At 73.0% G+C, this 15,973-nt stretch carries 17 protein-coding genes; 5 read left to right on the forward strand and 12 right to left on the reverse strand.

Features of this window, described 5'->3' with window-relative positions:
- Positions 1 to 7 precede the first annotated feature (7 nt).
- Entirely contained in the window at positions 8 to 739 is a 732-nt protein-coding gene (locus tag BT341_RS16530) for a TetR/AcrR family transcriptional regulator (protein ID WP_072477160.1), read from the forward strand.
- Positions 740 to 858: 119 nt separating this feature from the next.
- On the opposite strand, the gene BT341_RS16535 is transcribed toward BT341_RS16530, so the two are convergent.
- From BT341_RS16535 to BT341_RS16585, 11 genes are all read right to left on the reverse strand, one after another.
- Positions 859 to 1,524, reverse strand: a complete 666-nt coding sequence (locus tag BT341_RS16535) for a TetR/AcrR family transcriptional regulator (RefSeq protein WP_072477161.1) — start codon at positions 1,522 to 1,524, stop codon at positions 859 to 861.
- Between the two features lie 173 nt (positions 1,525 to 1,697).
- The gene (locus tag BT341_RS16540; protein WP_072477162.1) at positions 1,698 to 3,389 is read right to left on the reverse strand and encodes a flavin monoamine oxidase family protein; all 1,692 of its coding nucleotides are present in this window, start codon (positions 3,387 to 3,389) and stop codon (positions 1,698 to 1,700) included.
- A complete protein-coding gene (locus BT341_RS16545; protein ID WP_072477163.1) occupies positions 3,386 to 4,141 on the reverse strand; it encodes a carbon-nitrogen hydrolase family protein in 756 nt (251 codons plus the stop codon). The genes BT341_RS16540 and BT341_RS16545 overlap by 4 nt, the downstream gene beginning before the upstream one ends.
- Positions 4,138 to 5,529, reverse strand: a complete 1,392-nt coding sequence (locus BT341_RS16550; RefSeq protein ID WP_072477164.1) for an amino acid permease — start codon at positions 5,527 to 5,529, stop codon at positions 4,138 to 4,140. Before BT341_RS16550 ends, BT341_RS16545 begins: the two co-directional genes overlap by 4 nt.
- A 128-nt stretch (positions 5,530 to 5,657) precedes the next feature.
- On the reverse strand, positions 5,658 to 6,953 hold the full coding sequence (locus BT341_RS16555) for a sensor histidine kinase (protein ID WP_072477165.1): 1,296 nt from the start codon (positions 6,951 to 6,953) through the stop codon (positions 5,658 to 5,660).
- Positions 6,954 to 6,955: 2 nt separating this feature from the next.
- Positions 6,956 to 7,666, reverse strand: a complete 711-nt coding sequence (locus BT341_RS16560) for a response regulator transcription factor (RefSeq protein ID WP_072477166.1) — start codon at positions 7,664 to 7,666, stop codon at positions 6,956 to 6,958.
- 17 nt (positions 7,667 to 7,683) lie between these two features.
- A complete protein-coding gene (locus BT341_RS16565) occupies positions 7,684 to 8,343 on the reverse strand; it encodes an IclR family transcriptional regulator (RefSeq protein WP_072477167.1) in 660 nt (219 codons plus the stop codon).
- Positions 8,344 to 8,394: 51 nt separating this feature from the next.
- The gene (locus BT341_RS16570) at positions 8,395 to 9,207 is read right to left on the reverse strand and encodes a sugar phosphate isomerase/epimerase family protein (protein WP_072477168.1); all 813 of its coding nucleotides are present in this window, start codon (positions 9,205 to 9,207) and stop codon (positions 8,395 to 8,397) included.
- Positions 9,207 to 9,434, reverse strand: a complete 228-nt coding sequence (locus tag BT341_RS16575) for a hypothetical protein (protein WP_072477169.1) — start codon at positions 9,432 to 9,434, stop codon at positions 9,207 to 9,209. Before BT341_RS16575 ends, BT341_RS16570 begins: the two co-directional genes overlap by 1 nt.
- Positions 9,434 to 10,567, reverse strand: a complete 1,134-nt coding sequence (locus BT341_RS16580; protein WP_072477170.1) for a DUF993 family protein — start codon at positions 10,565 to 10,567, stop codon at positions 9,434 to 9,436. The genes BT341_RS16575 and BT341_RS16580 overlap by 1 nt, the downstream gene beginning before the upstream one ends.
- An 82-nt stretch (positions 10,568 to 10,649) precedes the next feature.
- Positions 10,650 to 11,690 carry a LacI family DNA-binding transcriptional regulator gene (locus tag BT341_RS16585; protein ID WP_072477171.1) on the reverse strand — a complete coding sequence of 347 codons (1,041 nt, stop codon included), beginning with the start codon at positions 11,688 to 11,690 and terminating at the stop codon, positions 10,650 to 10,652.
- A 218-nt stretch (positions 11,691 to 11,908) separates the two neighbouring features.
- Here BT341_RS16585 and BT341_RS16590 point away from each other — a divergent pair, with 218 nt between their 5' ends.
- From BT341_RS16590 to lpdA, 4 genes are all read left to right on the forward strand, one after another.
- Positions 11,909 to 12,313, forward strand: a complete 405-nt coding sequence (locus BT341_RS16590; RefSeq protein WP_072477172.1) for a nitroreductase family deazaflavin-dependent oxidoreductase — start codon at positions 11,909 to 11,911, stop codon at positions 12,311 to 12,313.
- A gap of 63 nt (positions 12,314 to 12,376) precedes the next feature.
- On the forward strand, positions 12,377 to 13,138 hold the full coding sequence (locus tag BT341_RS16595; protein WP_425426367.1) for a lysophospholipid acyltransferase family protein: 762 nt from the start codon (positions 12,377 to 12,379) through the stop codon (positions 13,136 to 13,138).
- A gap of 31 nt (positions 13,139 to 13,169) precedes the next feature.
- Positions 13,170 to 14,162, forward strand: a complete 993-nt coding sequence (locus BT341_RS16600; protein WP_072477174.1) for an alpha/beta fold hydrolase — start codon at positions 13,170 to 13,172, stop codon at positions 14,160 to 14,162.
- Positions 14,143 to 15,534, forward strand: a complete 1,392-nt coding sequence (lpdA, locus tag BT341_RS16605; RefSeq protein ID WP_072477175.1) for a dihydrolipoyl dehydrogenase — start codon at positions 14,143 to 14,145, stop codon at positions 15,532 to 15,534. Before BT341_RS16600 ends, lpdA begins: the two co-directional genes overlap by 20 nt.
- On the opposite strand, the gene BT341_RS16610 is transcribed toward lpdA, so the two are convergent.
- Positions 15,524 to 15,970: a GNAT family N-acetyltransferase gene (locus tag BT341_RS16610; RefSeq protein ID WP_072477176.1), complete on the reverse strand. Its 447-nt coding sequence runs from the start codon at positions 15,968 to 15,970 to the stop codon at positions 15,524 to 15,526. The genes lpdA and BT341_RS16610 overlap by 11 nt on opposite strands.
- Between the last annotated feature and the right edge of the window lie 3 nt (positions 15,971 to 15,973).

The following is a 15,973-nucleotide window of genomic DNA, read 5'->3' on the forward strand; positions in this document are numbered from 1 at the left end:
ACGCCCCATGCCGACCTCATCCTCGGGCACCGGGCAGCGTCCCCGGTCGCGGGCCGCGGCGGGACTGCCGGCGCTCACGGCCGACCGGATCATCGGCGCCGCGACGGCGCTGACCGGCGAGCGCGGCCTCGACAACTGGACGCTGCGGGAGCTGGCCCGCGCGGTCGAGGCCTACCCGGCGGTGATCTACCACCACGTCGGCGACCGGGACGCGGTGGTCAACGCCGTCGTCGACCGCGTGGTCGGCCTGCTGGAGCTGCCCGGCCAGGACCTGCCGTGGCAGGAGTGGTTCACCGAGCTGCTCGCGGGGCTGCGCGCGCTGCTGCGGTCCTACCCGGGCTGCGCCCGGCGGCTCGCGCTGTTCGGCCCGTCCGTCCAAGCCGCCTCGCGCAGCATCGACGCGGGCATCGGTGTCCTGCTCCGCGCCGGTTTCGGCCGCGAGAGCGTGCTGGCCTACAACCTGCTGCTGATGACGGCGTGCCAGTTCGTCGCGATGGAGGACGACCGCGACGGCGCGCTCGCCCGGCGCCTGGACAACACCGAGGAGTACGCGAGTTACCGCGAGCGGGCCGACCTGCCGGGGATGGCCGAGCTGGGCGCGGCGATGCACGACCTGATGGGCGATCCCGACCTCGCGGCGGGCTACTACGCGCAGCTGTACGACTACGCCGTCCAACGCTGTCTCGACGGGCTCGCCCACCGGCTGGACGAGCTTCGCGAGCCGGGCGACGTGGGCTGACAGCGACTTGACAGCGCCGCGGCGTACCGTGGGCGTGCGTCGGTGGTCCGTCCACCGGCCCGGAGCCCCTGGCGCCCTCCTCCCCCTCGTGGCGCCAGGGGCTTCGGTCTGCCCGGGAGCTACTCGCGATCGCCGTGGCGCGGTTCCGGTGGCTCGGCGCGCGGCGGTTCCGCCTGGATGGCCGGGAAGATCTCCCCGACGAGCGTGACGAGCGACTTGGACAGCAGCAGGTGCACCTGGGCGCGGGTCAGCGAACCGCGCACGAGCCATTCCCGGCCGGCGGACTTCACCATCCCGCCGAACGCGCGCACGAGCGCGTTGAGCTCGGGGCCGTGCTCGCTGTCGCTCGACAGCCCGACGGCTTCCAGGACGCGGTCGGCGGATTCGCGGTCGGCCTCCTCGAGGATGCGCTCCACCTCGAGGTCACGCCCGATGCCCTCGGGCGCGATCGCGGCCAGCCACATCCGCTCTTGGCTGGTGACCATGTCGAGGAACCATTCGATGGCGACGTCGGCCCGTAGTTCCAGCGGCCCGTCCGGGAGGATCTCGACGGCCAGCCGCGGCACGGTCAGCGCCCGGCGGATGATTTCCAGGTACAGCTCGCGTTTCGTGCCGAAGTAGTGGTTGATCAGCCCCCGCGCGACACCGGCCGCCGCGGCGATGTCCGAAGTGGACACTTCGGAGTAGGGACGTTCACCGAACAGCCGCGCCGCGCAAGCGTAGATCTGTTCCTTCCGCTCGTCCGGTTCCAGTCTTCGCCATCTCGGCGCCGGCTCGGTGTTCATGGCCCCATCGTCGCATGACCGGTGGCGCCGGGCAGCCGGAGTGCGCACGGTGCCGGACGCGTGCCACGATCGGGGCACGCCCGGTCCGCCGGCGTGATCGGCACGCGGTCCGTGGTGGCTCGCTTGCGCGACAGCCGCCACGACGCCGGGTGAACGTGCGGACCACCGCGGGTTCAGTCCGGCAGCGCGATCGGCGCGATGTCGTCGAAGAGGTCGCCGGGTCCCGGGTTGCCCGGATCGGTCTGCCCGCCGAAGTGGTGCAGCACGCCCCACACCGCGTTCAACGCGGTCTGGACCGCGCCTTCGGCCCAGCCCGCCGTCCACGACACGTCGTCGCCCGCCAGGAAGAGGCCGCGGTAGCGCTCCGGCAGCCGGTCCTGCATGAAGTGGGTGAACAGCCGGTGCTGGTAGCGGTAGTGGCCGGGCAGGTTCGCCTTGAACGCGCCCATGAAATGCGGCTCCGCCTCCCACGACACCGTCACCGGGTCGCCGATGATGTGCCGGCGCACGTCCACGCCCGGGTAGATTTCGCGCAGCGAGCCCAGCATCACCTCCACCCGCTCGCCCACGGTCAGCGGCAGCCACTTCAGCGAGTCGTCGGCCCACGTGTAGGACAGGCAGATCACCGCCGGCGACGCCGGGTCCGAGCCCAGCAGGTACGTCCCGCGCGGCATGCGGTCGGTGAGGGTCATGCTCATCGTGTCGCGGCCAGTCACCGGGTCGCGGTCCAGCCAGAACGGCCGGTCGACCGGCACGAACACCTTCGAGGACTCCATGTAGTGCGTGCGCTCGATCGCCGTCCAGTGGTCGATCGGGAACAGCGCCTCGTCGCATTCGATCTTCGACAGCAGCAGCCAGCTCTGCGCGGTGAACACCGCCGCTCCGAACGTGCGGATGTGCCCCGACGCGTCGGTCACCGTGATGTTGTGCGGTGCCGTCCGGTGCAGCCTGGTCACGCCGGGGCGGGGCGCGCCACCGTGCAGCGCGGCCAGTGTCGTTCCGGCGGGCCAGAAAGCGAGGTCCGACGGCGCGTGCTCCCACAGCCGCAGCGGCAGCTGCCTGCTGCCGCCGACGATGCTGCGGTGCTCGTCGTCGGCGCCGGTGTAGACGACGCGCAGGATTTCGAGGATGGAGTTGGGGAAGTCGGTGTCCCAGCCGCCGGTGCCGAAGCCGACCTGGCCGAAGATCTCGCGGTGGCGGAAGGAGGCGAAGGCGGGTGAGTCGCAGAGGAACCCGTAGAACGTCTGGTTGTCCAGCCGCGGCACCAGCTCGTTCCACAGCCGCTTGATCGTCTTCGCGTCGCGGTCGCGGATGGCGGTCTGCATCTCGGCGAAGGCCGCGTGCTCGGCGAGCGTGCGGTCCCAGGCCGCCGCGACGTCGCGGAAGACCGGCGGCAGGTCCTCCGGCGTGCGCGCGTAGTGGCTCTCCCCCTTGAGGTCGACGACCGTGCTCCGGGTCGCCGGCGCCAGCGGGTTGGGGAACGGCGTGGTTTCCAGGCCGACCTTGCCGATGTAGTGGTAGAGCGCGGTCGACGCGGGCGGGAAGCGCATCGCGCCCATCTCGGCGACGACGTCGTCCGGGCAGCCGGGGAACCGCACGGTGCGCAGCCGCCCGCCGATCTCGGCGATCTCGTAGACGACCGGCCGCAGGCCCAGCTTCATCAGCTCGTACGCGGTGACGATGCCGGAGAGGCCGCCGCCGATCACCGCGACTTCGGTGCCGTGCCACGCGGCGGGGATCGCGCCGAGGCCGGCCGGGTGCGCGAGGTAGTCGTCGTAGGCGAACGGGAAGTCGGGGCCGAACATCGTGATCGGGCGGTCCGCGGGCTCGTCGTGGTGGATCGCGGTCGGGACAGCGGAGGTCATGCGGTGGTTCCTCGGTACAGTTCGGGCCGCCGGTCGGCCAGGTGGGTGTTCTCCAGCCGGGAGGCGACGAGCGCGTCCCGGGTGACGTCGGCGGTGACCAGCGCGGGCCCGGCGCCCGCCCGGGCGAGTACCTCGCCGGTCGGGGCGGCCACGCACGACCGCCCGCAGTAGGTCAGCTCCTGTTCGACGTCGCAACGGTTGGCGTAGGCAACGAACAGCTGGCTTTCGTAGGCCCGTGCGGGCACGAGCGTGTCGGCGACCAGCTCGTACGGGCTCATCAGCGCGGTCGGCACGACGAGCAGCTCGGTGCCGGCCAGCGCGTGCGCCCGCACCAGCTCGGGGAACTCGACGTCGTAGCAGATCAGCAGCCCGACCCGGATACCCGCGACGGCGGCCTGCACCACCGGCTCGTCGCCCGGGGTGAACCACGCCTTGTCGAGGTCGCCGAACAGGTGCGTCTTGCGGTAGTTGGCGAGCCGCCGGCCGGCCGCGTCGACGAGCTGGACGCTGTTGTAGACGCTTCGGCCGTCGGTCTCGGGGTAGCCGTAGGCGAGCGCGACGCCGGTTTCCCGGGCCAGCGCGGACATCCGCCGCGCGGTCGGGCCGTCGGCGGGCTCGGCCAGCTCGTGCGTGCGCGCGCCGATGTGGTAGCCGGTGGTGCTCATCTCGGCCGTGGCGACGAGGTCGGCGCCGGACGCGGCGACCGCGTCCGGCAGCTCGGCGAACGGGCCCTGGTGGATCGCGACCTTCATGCCAGCCTCGACCTCCGGATCCCGTAGCCGAAGTAGATCAGCAGGCCCAGCAGCATCCAGGCGCCGAAGACCACCCAGGTGGCGCCGTCGAGGCTGAACATCATGTACGCGCAGCAGAGCACGCCCAGGATCGGCGTCACCGGGGAGAACGGCACGCGGAACGAGCGCGGCCGCTCGGGCTGGCGCCGCCGCAGCAGCAGGACGGCGATGTTGACCAGCAGGAACGCGAACAGCGTCCCGATGCTGGTGGCGTCGGCGAGCTTGCCGAGCGGGATGAACGCGGCGAGCACGGCGACGAAGCCGGAGACCACCAGCGTGTTGATCCGCGGCGAGCCGGTCTTCGCGTCCACCCGGGACAGCGCCTTCGGCACGAGCCCGTCGCGGGACATCGCGAACAGGATGCGCGTCTGTCCGTAAAGGACGGTCAGCACGACGCTGGAGATGGCCACGATGGCACCGACGGCGAGCAGCCCGGCCCAGAACGGGTTGCCCGAGACGACGCTGAGGACGTGCGACAGCGCGGCTTCCTGGCCGTCGAACCGCTGCCACGGCAGCGCGCCGACCGCGGCCACGGCCACCAGGCAGTAGAGCACGGTGACGATGCCGAGCGAGAGCAGGATGGCCCGCGGCAGGTCGCGCTGCGGGTTCTTCGCCTCCTCGCCGGCGGTCGACGCGGCGTCGAACCCGATGTAGGAGAAGAACAGCTTGGCGCCGCCCGCGCTCATCCCGGCCAGCCCGAGCGGCAGGAACGGCGTGAAGTTCCGCGCCCGCACGGCCGTGAAGGCGATCGCGCAGAACAGCACCAGCGTCCCGATCTTGACGGCGACCATGACGGCGTTGGCGCGGGCGCTCTCCTTGGCCCCGGCGAGCAGGAGGAGCATCGCGAGGACCACGACGACGATGGCGGGCACGTTGACGACCCCGCCGGAGCCGGGCGGCTGGCTGAGCGCGTCCGGGATGGTGAAACCGAAGGCGAGCCGCAGCAGCTCGTTGAGGTACTGCCCCCACCCGACGGCGACCGATGCCACCGAGACGCCGTACTCGAGCACCAGGCACCAGCCGCAGACCCACGCCACCAGCTCACCAAGCGTGGCGTAGGCGTAGGAGTAGGACGAACCGGACAGCGGGATCATCCCGGCGAGTTCGGCGTAGGACAGGGCCGAGAACAGCGCGGTGACCCCGGCGAGCACGAACGAGAGGACGACGGCGGGACCGGCGACGGGGACGGCTTCCCCGAGCACGACGAAGATCCCGCTGCCGAGCGTCGCGCCGATGCTGAGGGTGGTCAGCTGCCCGAGGCCGAGCGACCGCTTCAACGTGCCGTGCTCGGTTTCGGCGATCAGGTCGGCGACCGGTTTCCGCCGCCCCGTCGCGGCTCGCAGATTCATGCCGACGACGGTATCGGCCGTCTCCGGCTTCCAAAACAGGGCAACGTTGCGCGTACAGATGAATCACAGGTGATTCATTGCACATGGCTTGCGAACTATGGCGAATCGTTCCGTTGCGTAAAGACGTCTCAGGCCGATGCGGGCGGTTCGGCCGCCGGGAGCAGGAGCGTGAACGTCGGCGGGGCGGGACGGCTCAGCCGGAGCCGTCCGCCTTCCGCTTCGGCGAGGCCGCGCGCGAGCCGCAGGCCGATCCCGTGCCCGCTCGGCGCCGTCGCGAACGGGTCGGTTTCGCCGAGGTCCGGGCCCTCGTCTTCGACGTCGATGGCCAGCGCGTCGCCGGCGTCGCGGGCGGTGACCGTGACCGTGCCGCGGCCGTGCGTCGCCGCGTTGTCCAGCAGCACCCCGAGCACCTGCCGGACCGCCGCGGCCGCCACCCGCGCCGGTGGCGGGTCCTCGCGGATGATCCGCAGCGCCCGGCCCTGCGGTGCCAGCAGCGCCTCACCGGCCTGCCGCATCTCCTCCAGCAGGGCGCCGAGATCCAGCTCCGCTCGCGGCGCCCGGCGTTCGCGGCCCAGCGCGAGGAGGTCTTCGATGGTGCGTTCCAGCCGGTCGGCCGACGCGATGCCGGCGCGGATCGCCGCGTACGGGTCCGCGTCGGGGGTCTCCAATGCCGCCTCGAGCTGCAGCCGGAGCCCGGTCAGCGGGTTGCGCAGCTGGTGCGACGCCTCGGCGGAGAACGCGCGCTCGCGCTCCAGCGTCGCGCCGATCCGGGCCGCGGTCGCCTCCAGCGCCTCGCCGACGCGGTCGATCTCGGGGATCCCGGCGCGCGGGCCGCGGGCGGTGAAGTCGCCGTCGCCGAGCCGCCCGGCCGCGGCGGCCAGCTCCTCCAGCGGCCGGACCAGCCGGGTCGTGAACCGGCGGGCCAGCAGCCAGCTCACCCCGATCGCCGCGACCGCGAGCCCGGCCATGCCGAGCCAGGTCAGCCACACCCGCAGCCGCAGCTGCGCCATCGGGACCGCGGCGCGGACCACGCCGGTCACCTTCGACCCGCTGATCACCGGCACGGCCAGCGCCACCTCGTCGCCTTCGCGGCCGAGGACGACGTCCACCGTCGCGCGCGCCGCCTCCCGCTCGACCGAGCCGGCGACGGCGGGGCCCTGCCCGGCCAGCAGCCTGCCGTCCGGGCTGTAGATCGCCACCACGCCTTCGACGTCGTCGTCGGCTTCGAGCGGCGGCACGAGCGGTGTCCGGCCGGCGCTCAGCTCGTCCGACACGGCGAGCGCGGCGGCGTCGGCAGCGCGTTCCAGGTCCGCTTTCGTGTCATCGCGGTAGTACTGCATGACCGCGATGAACAGCGGCAGCGCGAACAGCACGGTCGCGACCAGCGCGGCCAGCACCGTGAGGGCGATGATCCGGCGGCGCACGGCTACCCTTCGGCGACCGTGCGGGCGGGGTCCTCCAGCCGGTAGCCGTGCCCGCGCAGGGTGGCGATCCGCGGGACCTCGTCACCCGGCCCGGCCGCCGCCGCGAGCTTGCGGCGCACCGCGGCGATGTGCACGTCGAGTGTCTTCGTCGAGCCGTACCAGTGGGCGTCCCAGACCTCGGCCATCAGCGTCTCGCGGCTGACCGCGACGCCGGGCTGCTCGGCCAGCCGCGCCAGCAGGTCGAACTCCTTGGCGCGCAGCACCACCTCGCGGCCGTGCAGCGTGGCGCGGCGGCCGGCGATGTCGACGGTCAGCCCGCCGACGGTCACCGGTGGCCGGGCGCCGGCCGGCGCCCCGCGCCGCAGGTGCGCCCGCACCCTGGCCAGCAGCTCGCCCAGCCGGATCGGCTTGGTGAGGTAGTCGTCGGCACCGGCGTCGAGGCCGACGACGACGTCCATCTCCTCCTGCCGCGCGGTGAGGATCACCAGCACCGACGCGGGCAGCGCGGTCCGCAGCCGGCGGCACACCTCGACGCCGTCCAGGTCGGGCAGGCCGAGGTCGAGCAGCACGAGGTCGAATTCGCCGGTCTCCGCGGCCTGCAGGGCGGTGCGGCCGTCACGCCGCCAGCACACCTGGTGACCGTGCAGCCGCAGGGTCGATTCGAGCACGCTGCCGATCGCCGCGTCGTCTTCCACCACCAGCAGGTTCGGCATGCGGAGGAGCCTACGTTCTACTCCGGCCGCGCACCGAAACCGATCCGGGAAACGCGGTGTGAGGCTTCCGTCACGGCGACCCGGAACCCGGTCACGGCCTCGGCGGTGAAGCGCGTGGTCGGCCCGGTGATGGCCAGCGCGGCCAGCAGCCGCCCGTCCGCGTCGAGCACCGGCGCGGCGACGCTCGAGGCGCCCGGCTCCGGTTCGCCGTGGCTGACCGCGACGCCCTCGCCCGCGAGCACCCGCCCGGCGGCTCCGCACCGCAGCGGCAGCTCGTCACCCACGCGGCCGACGTGCCGGATGTTCTGCGGCCCTTCCTGCTGGGCGACGCACACGAGCACGGTGGTGCTGCGCACGTAGAGGCTGACTGTTTCGCCGCAGGCCCGCGCGAGCTCGCGCAGCACCTGGCGGACCGCCTCGGGCAGCTGCCACGCGGTGTTCGCGAGCTGGGCCCAGCGCAGCATCCCGGGCCCGACGGTGATCCGCCCGTCCGGGCGCGTCCAGAGCAGGCCGCGTTGCTCGCAGGTGGCGATGAGCCGCAGCACGGTCGTCTTCGCGAGGCCGCTGGCCGCGACGAGGTCCTTGACCGCCCACGTCCGGCGGTGTTCGGTGAAGAGGGCGAGCAGGTCGAACGCGCGCAGCACGCTCCGGACCGCCCCGTCGTCGTCCGTCTTCATCGAGCGACTCCCGTCCGCGTGGTGGACCCAGCGTACCGCCAGGCGGACAGCTCACGCCACGTGCCGCTCGAACGCCGCGACGGATTCCGCGAGCACTTCCGCGCCCGGCCGCGACCACAGGTCCGCGTTGAACACCTCGACCTCGATCGGCCCGGTGTAGCCCGCGGCTTCGACGGCGGCGCGCAGCCGCCGGTGGTCGATCGGCCCGTCGCCCGGCAGCGCACGGCCGAGCAGCGGGTCGGGCAGCGGCACGAGCACGTCGCAGACGTGGAACCCGGCGATCCGGCCGGCGGCCGCGGCGATCGACTCCTCGATCCGCGGATCCCACCAGACGTGGAACTCGTCGACGATCACCCCGACCTGCTCGGCCGGGTACCCGGCGGCGATGGCCAGCGCCTGGTCCAGCGTCGACAGCACGGACCGCTCCGCGCACTGCATCGGGTGCAGCGGCTCCAGCCCGAGCCGCACCCCGCGCTCCCCGGCGTAGGGCGCGAGCTGGCCCACGGCGTCGGCGACACGTTGCCGGGAACCGGCCAGGTCGTTGCCCGCGATCCCGCCCACGACCAGCACGAGCACCCCGGCGCCCAGCGCGGCGGCTTCGTCGATCGCCTCCCGGGTCCGCGCCACACCGTCCACAGGGGACCCATCGGGCGTCACGCCGGTGAAGAACCCGCCGCGGCACAACGACGACACCCGCACGCCGTGCTGCTTGAGCAGCCGTGCGGTCTCTTCGACGCCGGTTTCGGCGACCTTGTCCCGCCAGAGCCCGATCCAGCCGACCCCGGCCGCGGCGCAGCCGGCCACCGCCTCGGGCAGCGACCAGGCCTTCGTGGTGATCTGGTTGAGGCTGAACCGCGGGTCCATCAGGCCACCTCGGCGGCGTGGAGCGGCGGCTGCATCCGGGCGGTGGCGGGGTGGGTGAGGGTGCGGGCCGGTTCCTGGCCTGCGGTGGTCGTGTGGCTGGATCGCGGGTCCATCAGGCGGCCCGCCGCGGTTTGTGGCAGCGGCTGAATCCGGGCGGTGGCGGGGTGGGTGGGTGTGTGCGCCGGTTCCTGGGGCGCGGTGGTCGTGAGGCTGGATCGCGGGTCCATCAGGCCACCCCCGCGGCCTGCAGCAGCGGCCGCATCCGGGCGGCGGCGAGGTCGGGGTCGGCGAGCACGCCGGCCGCGTCGGCGAGCCGCAGCAGGGTGGCCAGGTGGGTGATCGTGCGCGCCGACTCCTGGCCCGCGATCATCCGGAAGTGCCGCTGGTGGCCGTTGAGGTAGGCGAGGAAGACGACACCCGTCTTGTAGTGCCGCGTCGGGGCGCGGAAGATCTCGCGGGCCAGCGGCACGGTCGGGTCCAGCAGCGCGTGGAACCCGGCGCGGTCGCCCTCGTCGAGCCGCGCCAGCGCCGCCGCGGCGACCGGGGCGATCGGGTCGAAGATGCCGAGCAGGGCTTCGCTGTGGCCTTCGCCGTCCCCGGCGATGAGGTCCGGGTAGTGGAAGTCGTCGCCGGTGTAGCAGGCGACGCCGTCCGGCAGCGCTCGCCGGAATTCCGTCTCCACCTGCGCGTCCAGCACCGAGACCTTGACCCCGGCGATGGTGCCCGCGTGTTCGGCACAGAGCGCCGCCACCTCCCGGGCCGCGGCCCGGACGTCGTGGTGGCCCCAGTAACCGGCCAGCGCCGGGTCGAACTGCTCGCCCAGCCAGTGCAGCAGAACCGGGCCGGTCGCCTCGGACAGCAGCTTCCCGTAGGCCGCGTGGTAGTCGTCCGGGCGCTGCGCGGCCGCCGCCAGCGCCCGGCTCGCCATGACGACCGGGACCGCGCCCGCGCCTGCCACCAGGTCGAGCTGCGCGCGCCAGGCGTCCACAATGGACGCCGGGGTGGCCGGGCCCGCGGGCAGCTGGTCGGTGCCGACACCGGCGCACCACCGCCGTCCGGCGGCGACGGCACCCGTACGGGTGACGAGTTCCTGCGTCGTGGCCCAGTCGAGGCCCATGCCCCGCTGCGCGGTGTCCATCGCCTCCGCGACGCCGAGCCCGCACGCCCAGAGGTGCTCGCGGAAGGCCAGCGTGGTGTCCCAGTCGACGGCACCGGGCTCGTCGGCCAGCGGGTCCGCCACGACGTGCGCGGCGGCGTAGGCGATCCGCGACCTCGGCGGCGTGCCGGGTGGCTCCGGCCGCGGCGGCCCGGACGGTGTCCAGTTCACGAGCTCGCCGCCGGGAACCGGGAGCACGACCATCGGGGGACCTCCGCAGGAGCTAGAAAGCGCTTTCTCAACCCACGGTAGGGCCTGTGCCGTGGCACGACAAGGCCCGTCCGGGTCAGCGCTTCGGGCGTCCGGTGCTCTCCCGCAGGACGACTTCGCCGGCCAGCCGGACCGTCCGCGGCCGGGTGCCCGCGGAGCCCTTGATCGCCAGGTCCATCGCCCGCTCGCCGAGCTCCTCCAGCGGCAGGCGCACGGTGGTCAGCGCCGGGGCGAGGTCCCGGACCACCGGGATGTCGTCGAAACCGGCCACCGAGACGTCGCCGGGCACGGACAGGCCTTCCTCGCGCAACGCCGTCATCGCGCCGATCGCCATCACGTCGGTGACGGCGAAGACGCACGTGGGCAGCTTGCGCTTGCGGCCGGCGAGCAGCCGCTTCGTCGCCTCGTAGCCGCCGTCGCGGGTGAAGGCGGTCTCGACGACGTCGTCTTCGTGCAGGGTGATCCCCAGGTCGGCGAGCGCGTCGGTGAACCCGGCCAGCCGGTCGACGACCGTGCTGAGCCGCCGCGGCCCGGCGAGCACGGCGAACCGCTTGTGCCCGAGGCCGGCCAGCTCCTTCGCCAGCGCGGCGGCGCCGCCCTTGTTGTCCGGCTGCACGGTGTCGATCTTCAGGCCGCGGTGCCTGCTGACCGCCGCGACCTGCCCGCCGCCGCGGCGGTAGGGCTCCAGCTCGGCGGCCATCGCGCGTTCCCACGCCCGGTCCTCGAACGCCGACCCGATCAGGAGGATCGCCGCCGCCCGCTGCGCGCGCAGCGTCGAGACGTAGGCGACTTCGCGGTCGGGGTCGCGGAACGTGCCGGCCAGCATCACGAGCAGCCCGTTGTCGGTGGCCACCCGCATCACGCCGCCGGCGATCGCGGCGAAGTACGGGTCGCTGACGTCGTGGCAGATCACGCCGACCGTGCGGTGCGTGCCGCCGGCGAGGGCCTGCGCGTGCGCGTTCGGGGCGTAGGCCAGCTCGGCCGCGGCGGCGGACACCCGCTCCCGCAGGTCGGCGCGGACGGACGCGGTGCCGTTGAGCACCCGCGACGCCGTCGCGAGCGAGACGTTCGCGCTGCGTGCCACGTCTTCGAGTGTCACGTGCGGCCGGGCCTTCATGGCTGGCTCCTCCAAGGGTTCGGTCTCGGGGTCGGGCGCGTGCTCGGTCGGTGCAATCTACTGGGCGGAGGGTGGGCGCGGAGAAGCCGCTGGCCGGGGGACCTGCCCCGGTCGAGTGAAACCGCGCCGGGAAGATCCGCGCCGGCGCGGGTGTTCCCGCCAGGGGAAACGGGTACGTGGTGAACCGGCCACGCTCGAGATCGGGAAAGGAACTTCACATGCTGTTCGGTGACGAGCACGTCCGCCGCTACGAGGAGACCGACGGCGAGGTCGGCCACGACTGGAAGGACGGCGTGCCGACGCTCGTGCTGACCACGAAGGGCCGCAAGACCGGGCAGGACCGCAAGTTCGCCCTGATCTACCAGGAGGTCGACGGCAACCCGGTGGTCGTGGCCTCCAAGGGCGGCGCGCCGAACCACCCCGGCTGGTACCTCAATCTCCTCGAGCACCCCGAGGTCGGCGTGCAGATCAAGGCGGACAAGTTCACCGCCCGCGCCCGCACCACCTCCGGCGAGGAGCGCGCGAAGCTGTGGGAAAAGCTCGCCGCCGTCTGGCCGGACTACAACGAGTACGCCAAGAAGACCGACCGCGAGATCCCCGTGGTGGTGCTGGAGCGCGTGTGATCTGCGCCGCCTTCGGCGTGCGCGGGCACCGCTCCGGCCGGTCGTCGGCTACGAATGACGGTCATGGACCGCTGGACCGCGCTGGACCACGAAGGTGAGCTGCTCACCCGACGCCAGATGATCGCCTACGGCCGGCGCTTCGCCCGCGCCGGCCGTGGTGCCTGGTACAGCGTCGCGATCGAGGTCGTCTGGCAGTTCCTCGCGCAGGCGACGCGGTTCCGCGTGCGCGGCTCGCACCACATCCCGAAGACCGGCGGGGTGCTCGTGGCGTCGAACCACCTGTCCTTCGCCGACCCGACGACCTTGACGGCGTTCTGCCTGGCCGCCGGCCGCGTGCCGCGGTACCTGGCGAAGGCGTCCCTGTGGAAGCTGCCCGTGGTGGGCTCGGTGATGCGTTCGGGGCGGCACATCCCGGTCCACCGCGGCGCCGCGACGGCGGCCGAGGCCTACCGCGACCTGGTCGCCTCCGTGCGGGCGGGTGAATGCGTCGCCGTCTTCCCGGAAGGCACGTTCTCGAACGACCCGGACGGCTGGCCGATGCGCGGCAAGTCCGGTGTCGTGCGCGCCGCGCTGGAGACCGGGGCCCCGGTGGTCCCGGTGGCCAACTGGGGGACGCACCACCTGCTGCCGGCCACGGCGTGGTTTCCCCGTGCGATCCCGCGCAAGACCGTCGAGCTGGTCGCCGGGCCGCCGGTCGACCTCTCCGACCTCGCCGGCCGCGAGCTGACCCGCCCGGTGCTGGACGAGGCGACGGCCCGGATCATGGCCGCGATCACCGACCTGCTGGCGTCGATCCGCGGCGAGCGCCCGCCACTGGCCGCCTGAAAATGTCGGTGGTGGGTGAGAGCCTGCCGGCATGACCGTTTCCGGGTTCGAGTACCGGCGGATCGCCGCCGGGGACGTCCGCCTCGGCGTCGCGGTGGGCGGCGAGGGGCCACCGGTCGTGCTGCTGCACGGCTTCCCGCAGACGCACCTGGCGTGGCGCCACGTCGCGGCCGCGCTGGCCCGCGACCACCGGGTGATCTGCCCCGACCTGCGCGGCTACGGCGGCAGCGACAAGCCACCGGGGGACTACGCGAAACGCCGGATGGCCGCCGACGTCGTGGCGCTGGCCCGCGCCCTCGGTCACGACCGGTTCGCGCTCGCGGGGCACGACCGGGGCGCGCTGGTGGCCTTCCGCGCCGCGCTCGACCACCCGGAGGCCGTCACCCACCTGGCGGTGCTCGACGTCATCCCGGCCGTGGACCTCTGGGCGTCGCTCACCGGGACGGCCGGGGTGTTCGCCTTCCACCTCTTCCTGCTCGCGTACCCGCCACCGCTGCCGGAGCGGCTGCTCGGCGCGGCGCCGGCGGAGTTCTTCGGCCACTTCCTGGACGTCTGGACCCGTGACCCGGCCGCGATCCCGCCGCGGGTGCGGGCCGGGTACCTGGCCGCGGCCTCGACGCCGGAGTCGATCGCGGCGATCTGCGCGGACTACCGGGCGAGCGCGACGGTGGACGCGGAGCACGACGCGGCCGACCGGGCGGCCGGGCGGCGGCTGGCGATGCCCGTCGCGGCGCTGTGGCAACGGCCCGCACCGGGTGTCGAGCTGCCGTTCGACCCCGCTGCGGTGTGGGCGTCGTGGGCGCCTGACCTGCGGACGCACGTGCTGGACTGCGGGCATTTCCTGCCCGAGGAGCAGCCGGACGCGGTCGTCGCGGCCTTGCGCGAGCTGATGGCGGCGGACGCGAGCACCGGCACCCCGCGGAGCCCCGCGGGAAGGGGCACGCCGCCTTCCTCCCCAGCGCCGCCCTCAGCGGAGGCGCCCCGCGCCGCTGTAGATTCTCAGCATGAGTGCACAACACTTTGATGTCGTCGTGCTGGGGGCCGGAGTGGGCGGCTACGTCGCGGCGATCCGCGCGTCCCAGCTGGGCCTGAGCACCGCGGTGGTCGAGGAGAAGTACTGGGGCGGCGTGTGCCTGAACGTCGGGTGCATCCCGTCGAAGGCCCTGCTGCGCAACGCCGAGCTGGCGCACGTGGTCACGCAGGAGGCGAAGGCGTTCGGCATCTCGTCCGACAGCCCGATCCGCGTCGACTACACGGCCGCCTACGAGCGGAGCCGGAAGGTCGCCGACGGGCGCGTCAAGGGCGTGCACTTCCTGATGAAGAAGAACAAGATCACCGAGATCGACGGGCACGGCACGTTCCTGGACGACCACACCCTCGACGTCGGCGGGTCGCAGATCACGTTCGACCACTGCATCATCGCGACGGGCGCGACCACGCGGCTGCTGCCCGGGACTTCGCGCAGTGAGCGCGTGGTCACCTACGAAGAGCAGATCCTGTCGAGCGAGCTGCCGTCGAGCATCGTGATCGCCGGCGCGGGCGCGATCGGCGTCGAGTTCGCCTACGTGCTGAAGAACTACGGCGTGGACGTCACGATCGTCGAGTTCCTCGACCGGCTGGTGCCGCTGGAGGACGCCGAGGTGTCGGCGGAGCTGGCGCGCCGGTACCGCAAGCTGGGCATCAAGGTGCTGACGTCGACGCGGGTGGAGTCGATCGACGACTCGGGCCCGTCGGTGCGCGTGACCGTGTCCTCGGAGAAGGACGGGCAGCAGGTCCTGGAGGCGGACAAGGTCCTCCAGGCGATCGGCTTCCAGCCGCGGGTCGAGGGGTACGGCCTGGAGAAGACCGGCGTCGCCCTGACCGAGCGTGGCGCGATCGCGGTCGACGGCCGGGGCCGCACGAACGTCGAGCACATCTTCGCGATCGGCGACGTCACGGCGAAGCTGATGCTGGCGCACGCGTCGGAGTCGATGGGCGTGGTCGCGGCGGAGACGATCGCGGGCGCGGAGACGATGGAGCTCGACTTCCCGATGATCCCGCGCGCGACGTACTGCCAGCCGCAGATCGCGAGCTTCGGCTGGACCGAGGAGCAGGCCCGCGAGAAGGGCTTCGACGTCAAGGTGGCGAAGTTCCCGTTCACGGCCAACGGCAAGGCCCAGGGCCTCGGCGACGCGGGCGGCTTCGTGAAGCTGATCAGCGACGCGAAGTACGGCGAGCTGATCGGCGGTCACCTCATCGGCCCGGACGTCACGGAGCTGCTGCCGGAGCTGACGCTGGCCCAGCAGTGGGACCTGACGGTGCACGAGGTCTCGCGGAACGTCCACGCCCACCCGACGCTGGGCGAAGCGGTGAAGGAGGCGATCCACGGCCTCGCGGGTCACATGATCAACATGTAGGCACGTCGAAGCGCAGTTCCGGGCGGTCCCAGGCGATTTTCGGCGGTCTCGCCGGGACCGTGCCGGTGCGCCGGGCGCCCATGCGGAGGTAGAACGCGAGTGCGGGCGGATGCGAGACCACGCGGACGCCGCGCATTCCCCGCGCGCGGGCCTCGCCGAGCATGTGCGCGATCAGCCGCGTGCCGATACCGAGCCCTTGCGCGGCGTCCGCCACGAAGAGGAGATCGAGTTCCGGCGGGTCCTCCAGCAGCGCGTAGAAGCCGAGAAGCTCGCCGTCCGCCATGGCGGCGAAGGCCGGGTTCGCTTCGAGGTACCCGGGCGTGACCGCATAGCCGTCCAAAATGGACGCGTATTCGCCTTGGTACGCCGAGGAAGCGTGCAGCAGTGCGGTGAGGGCGCCGGCCTGGGCGGGATGCGCGCGAACGATGTCGACCACACG

It is taken from the genome of Amycolatopsis australiensis, assembly GCF_900119165.1.
GTDB lineage: Bacteria > Actinomycetota > Actinomycetes > Mycobacteriales > Pseudonocardiaceae > Amycolatopsis > Amycolatopsis australiensis.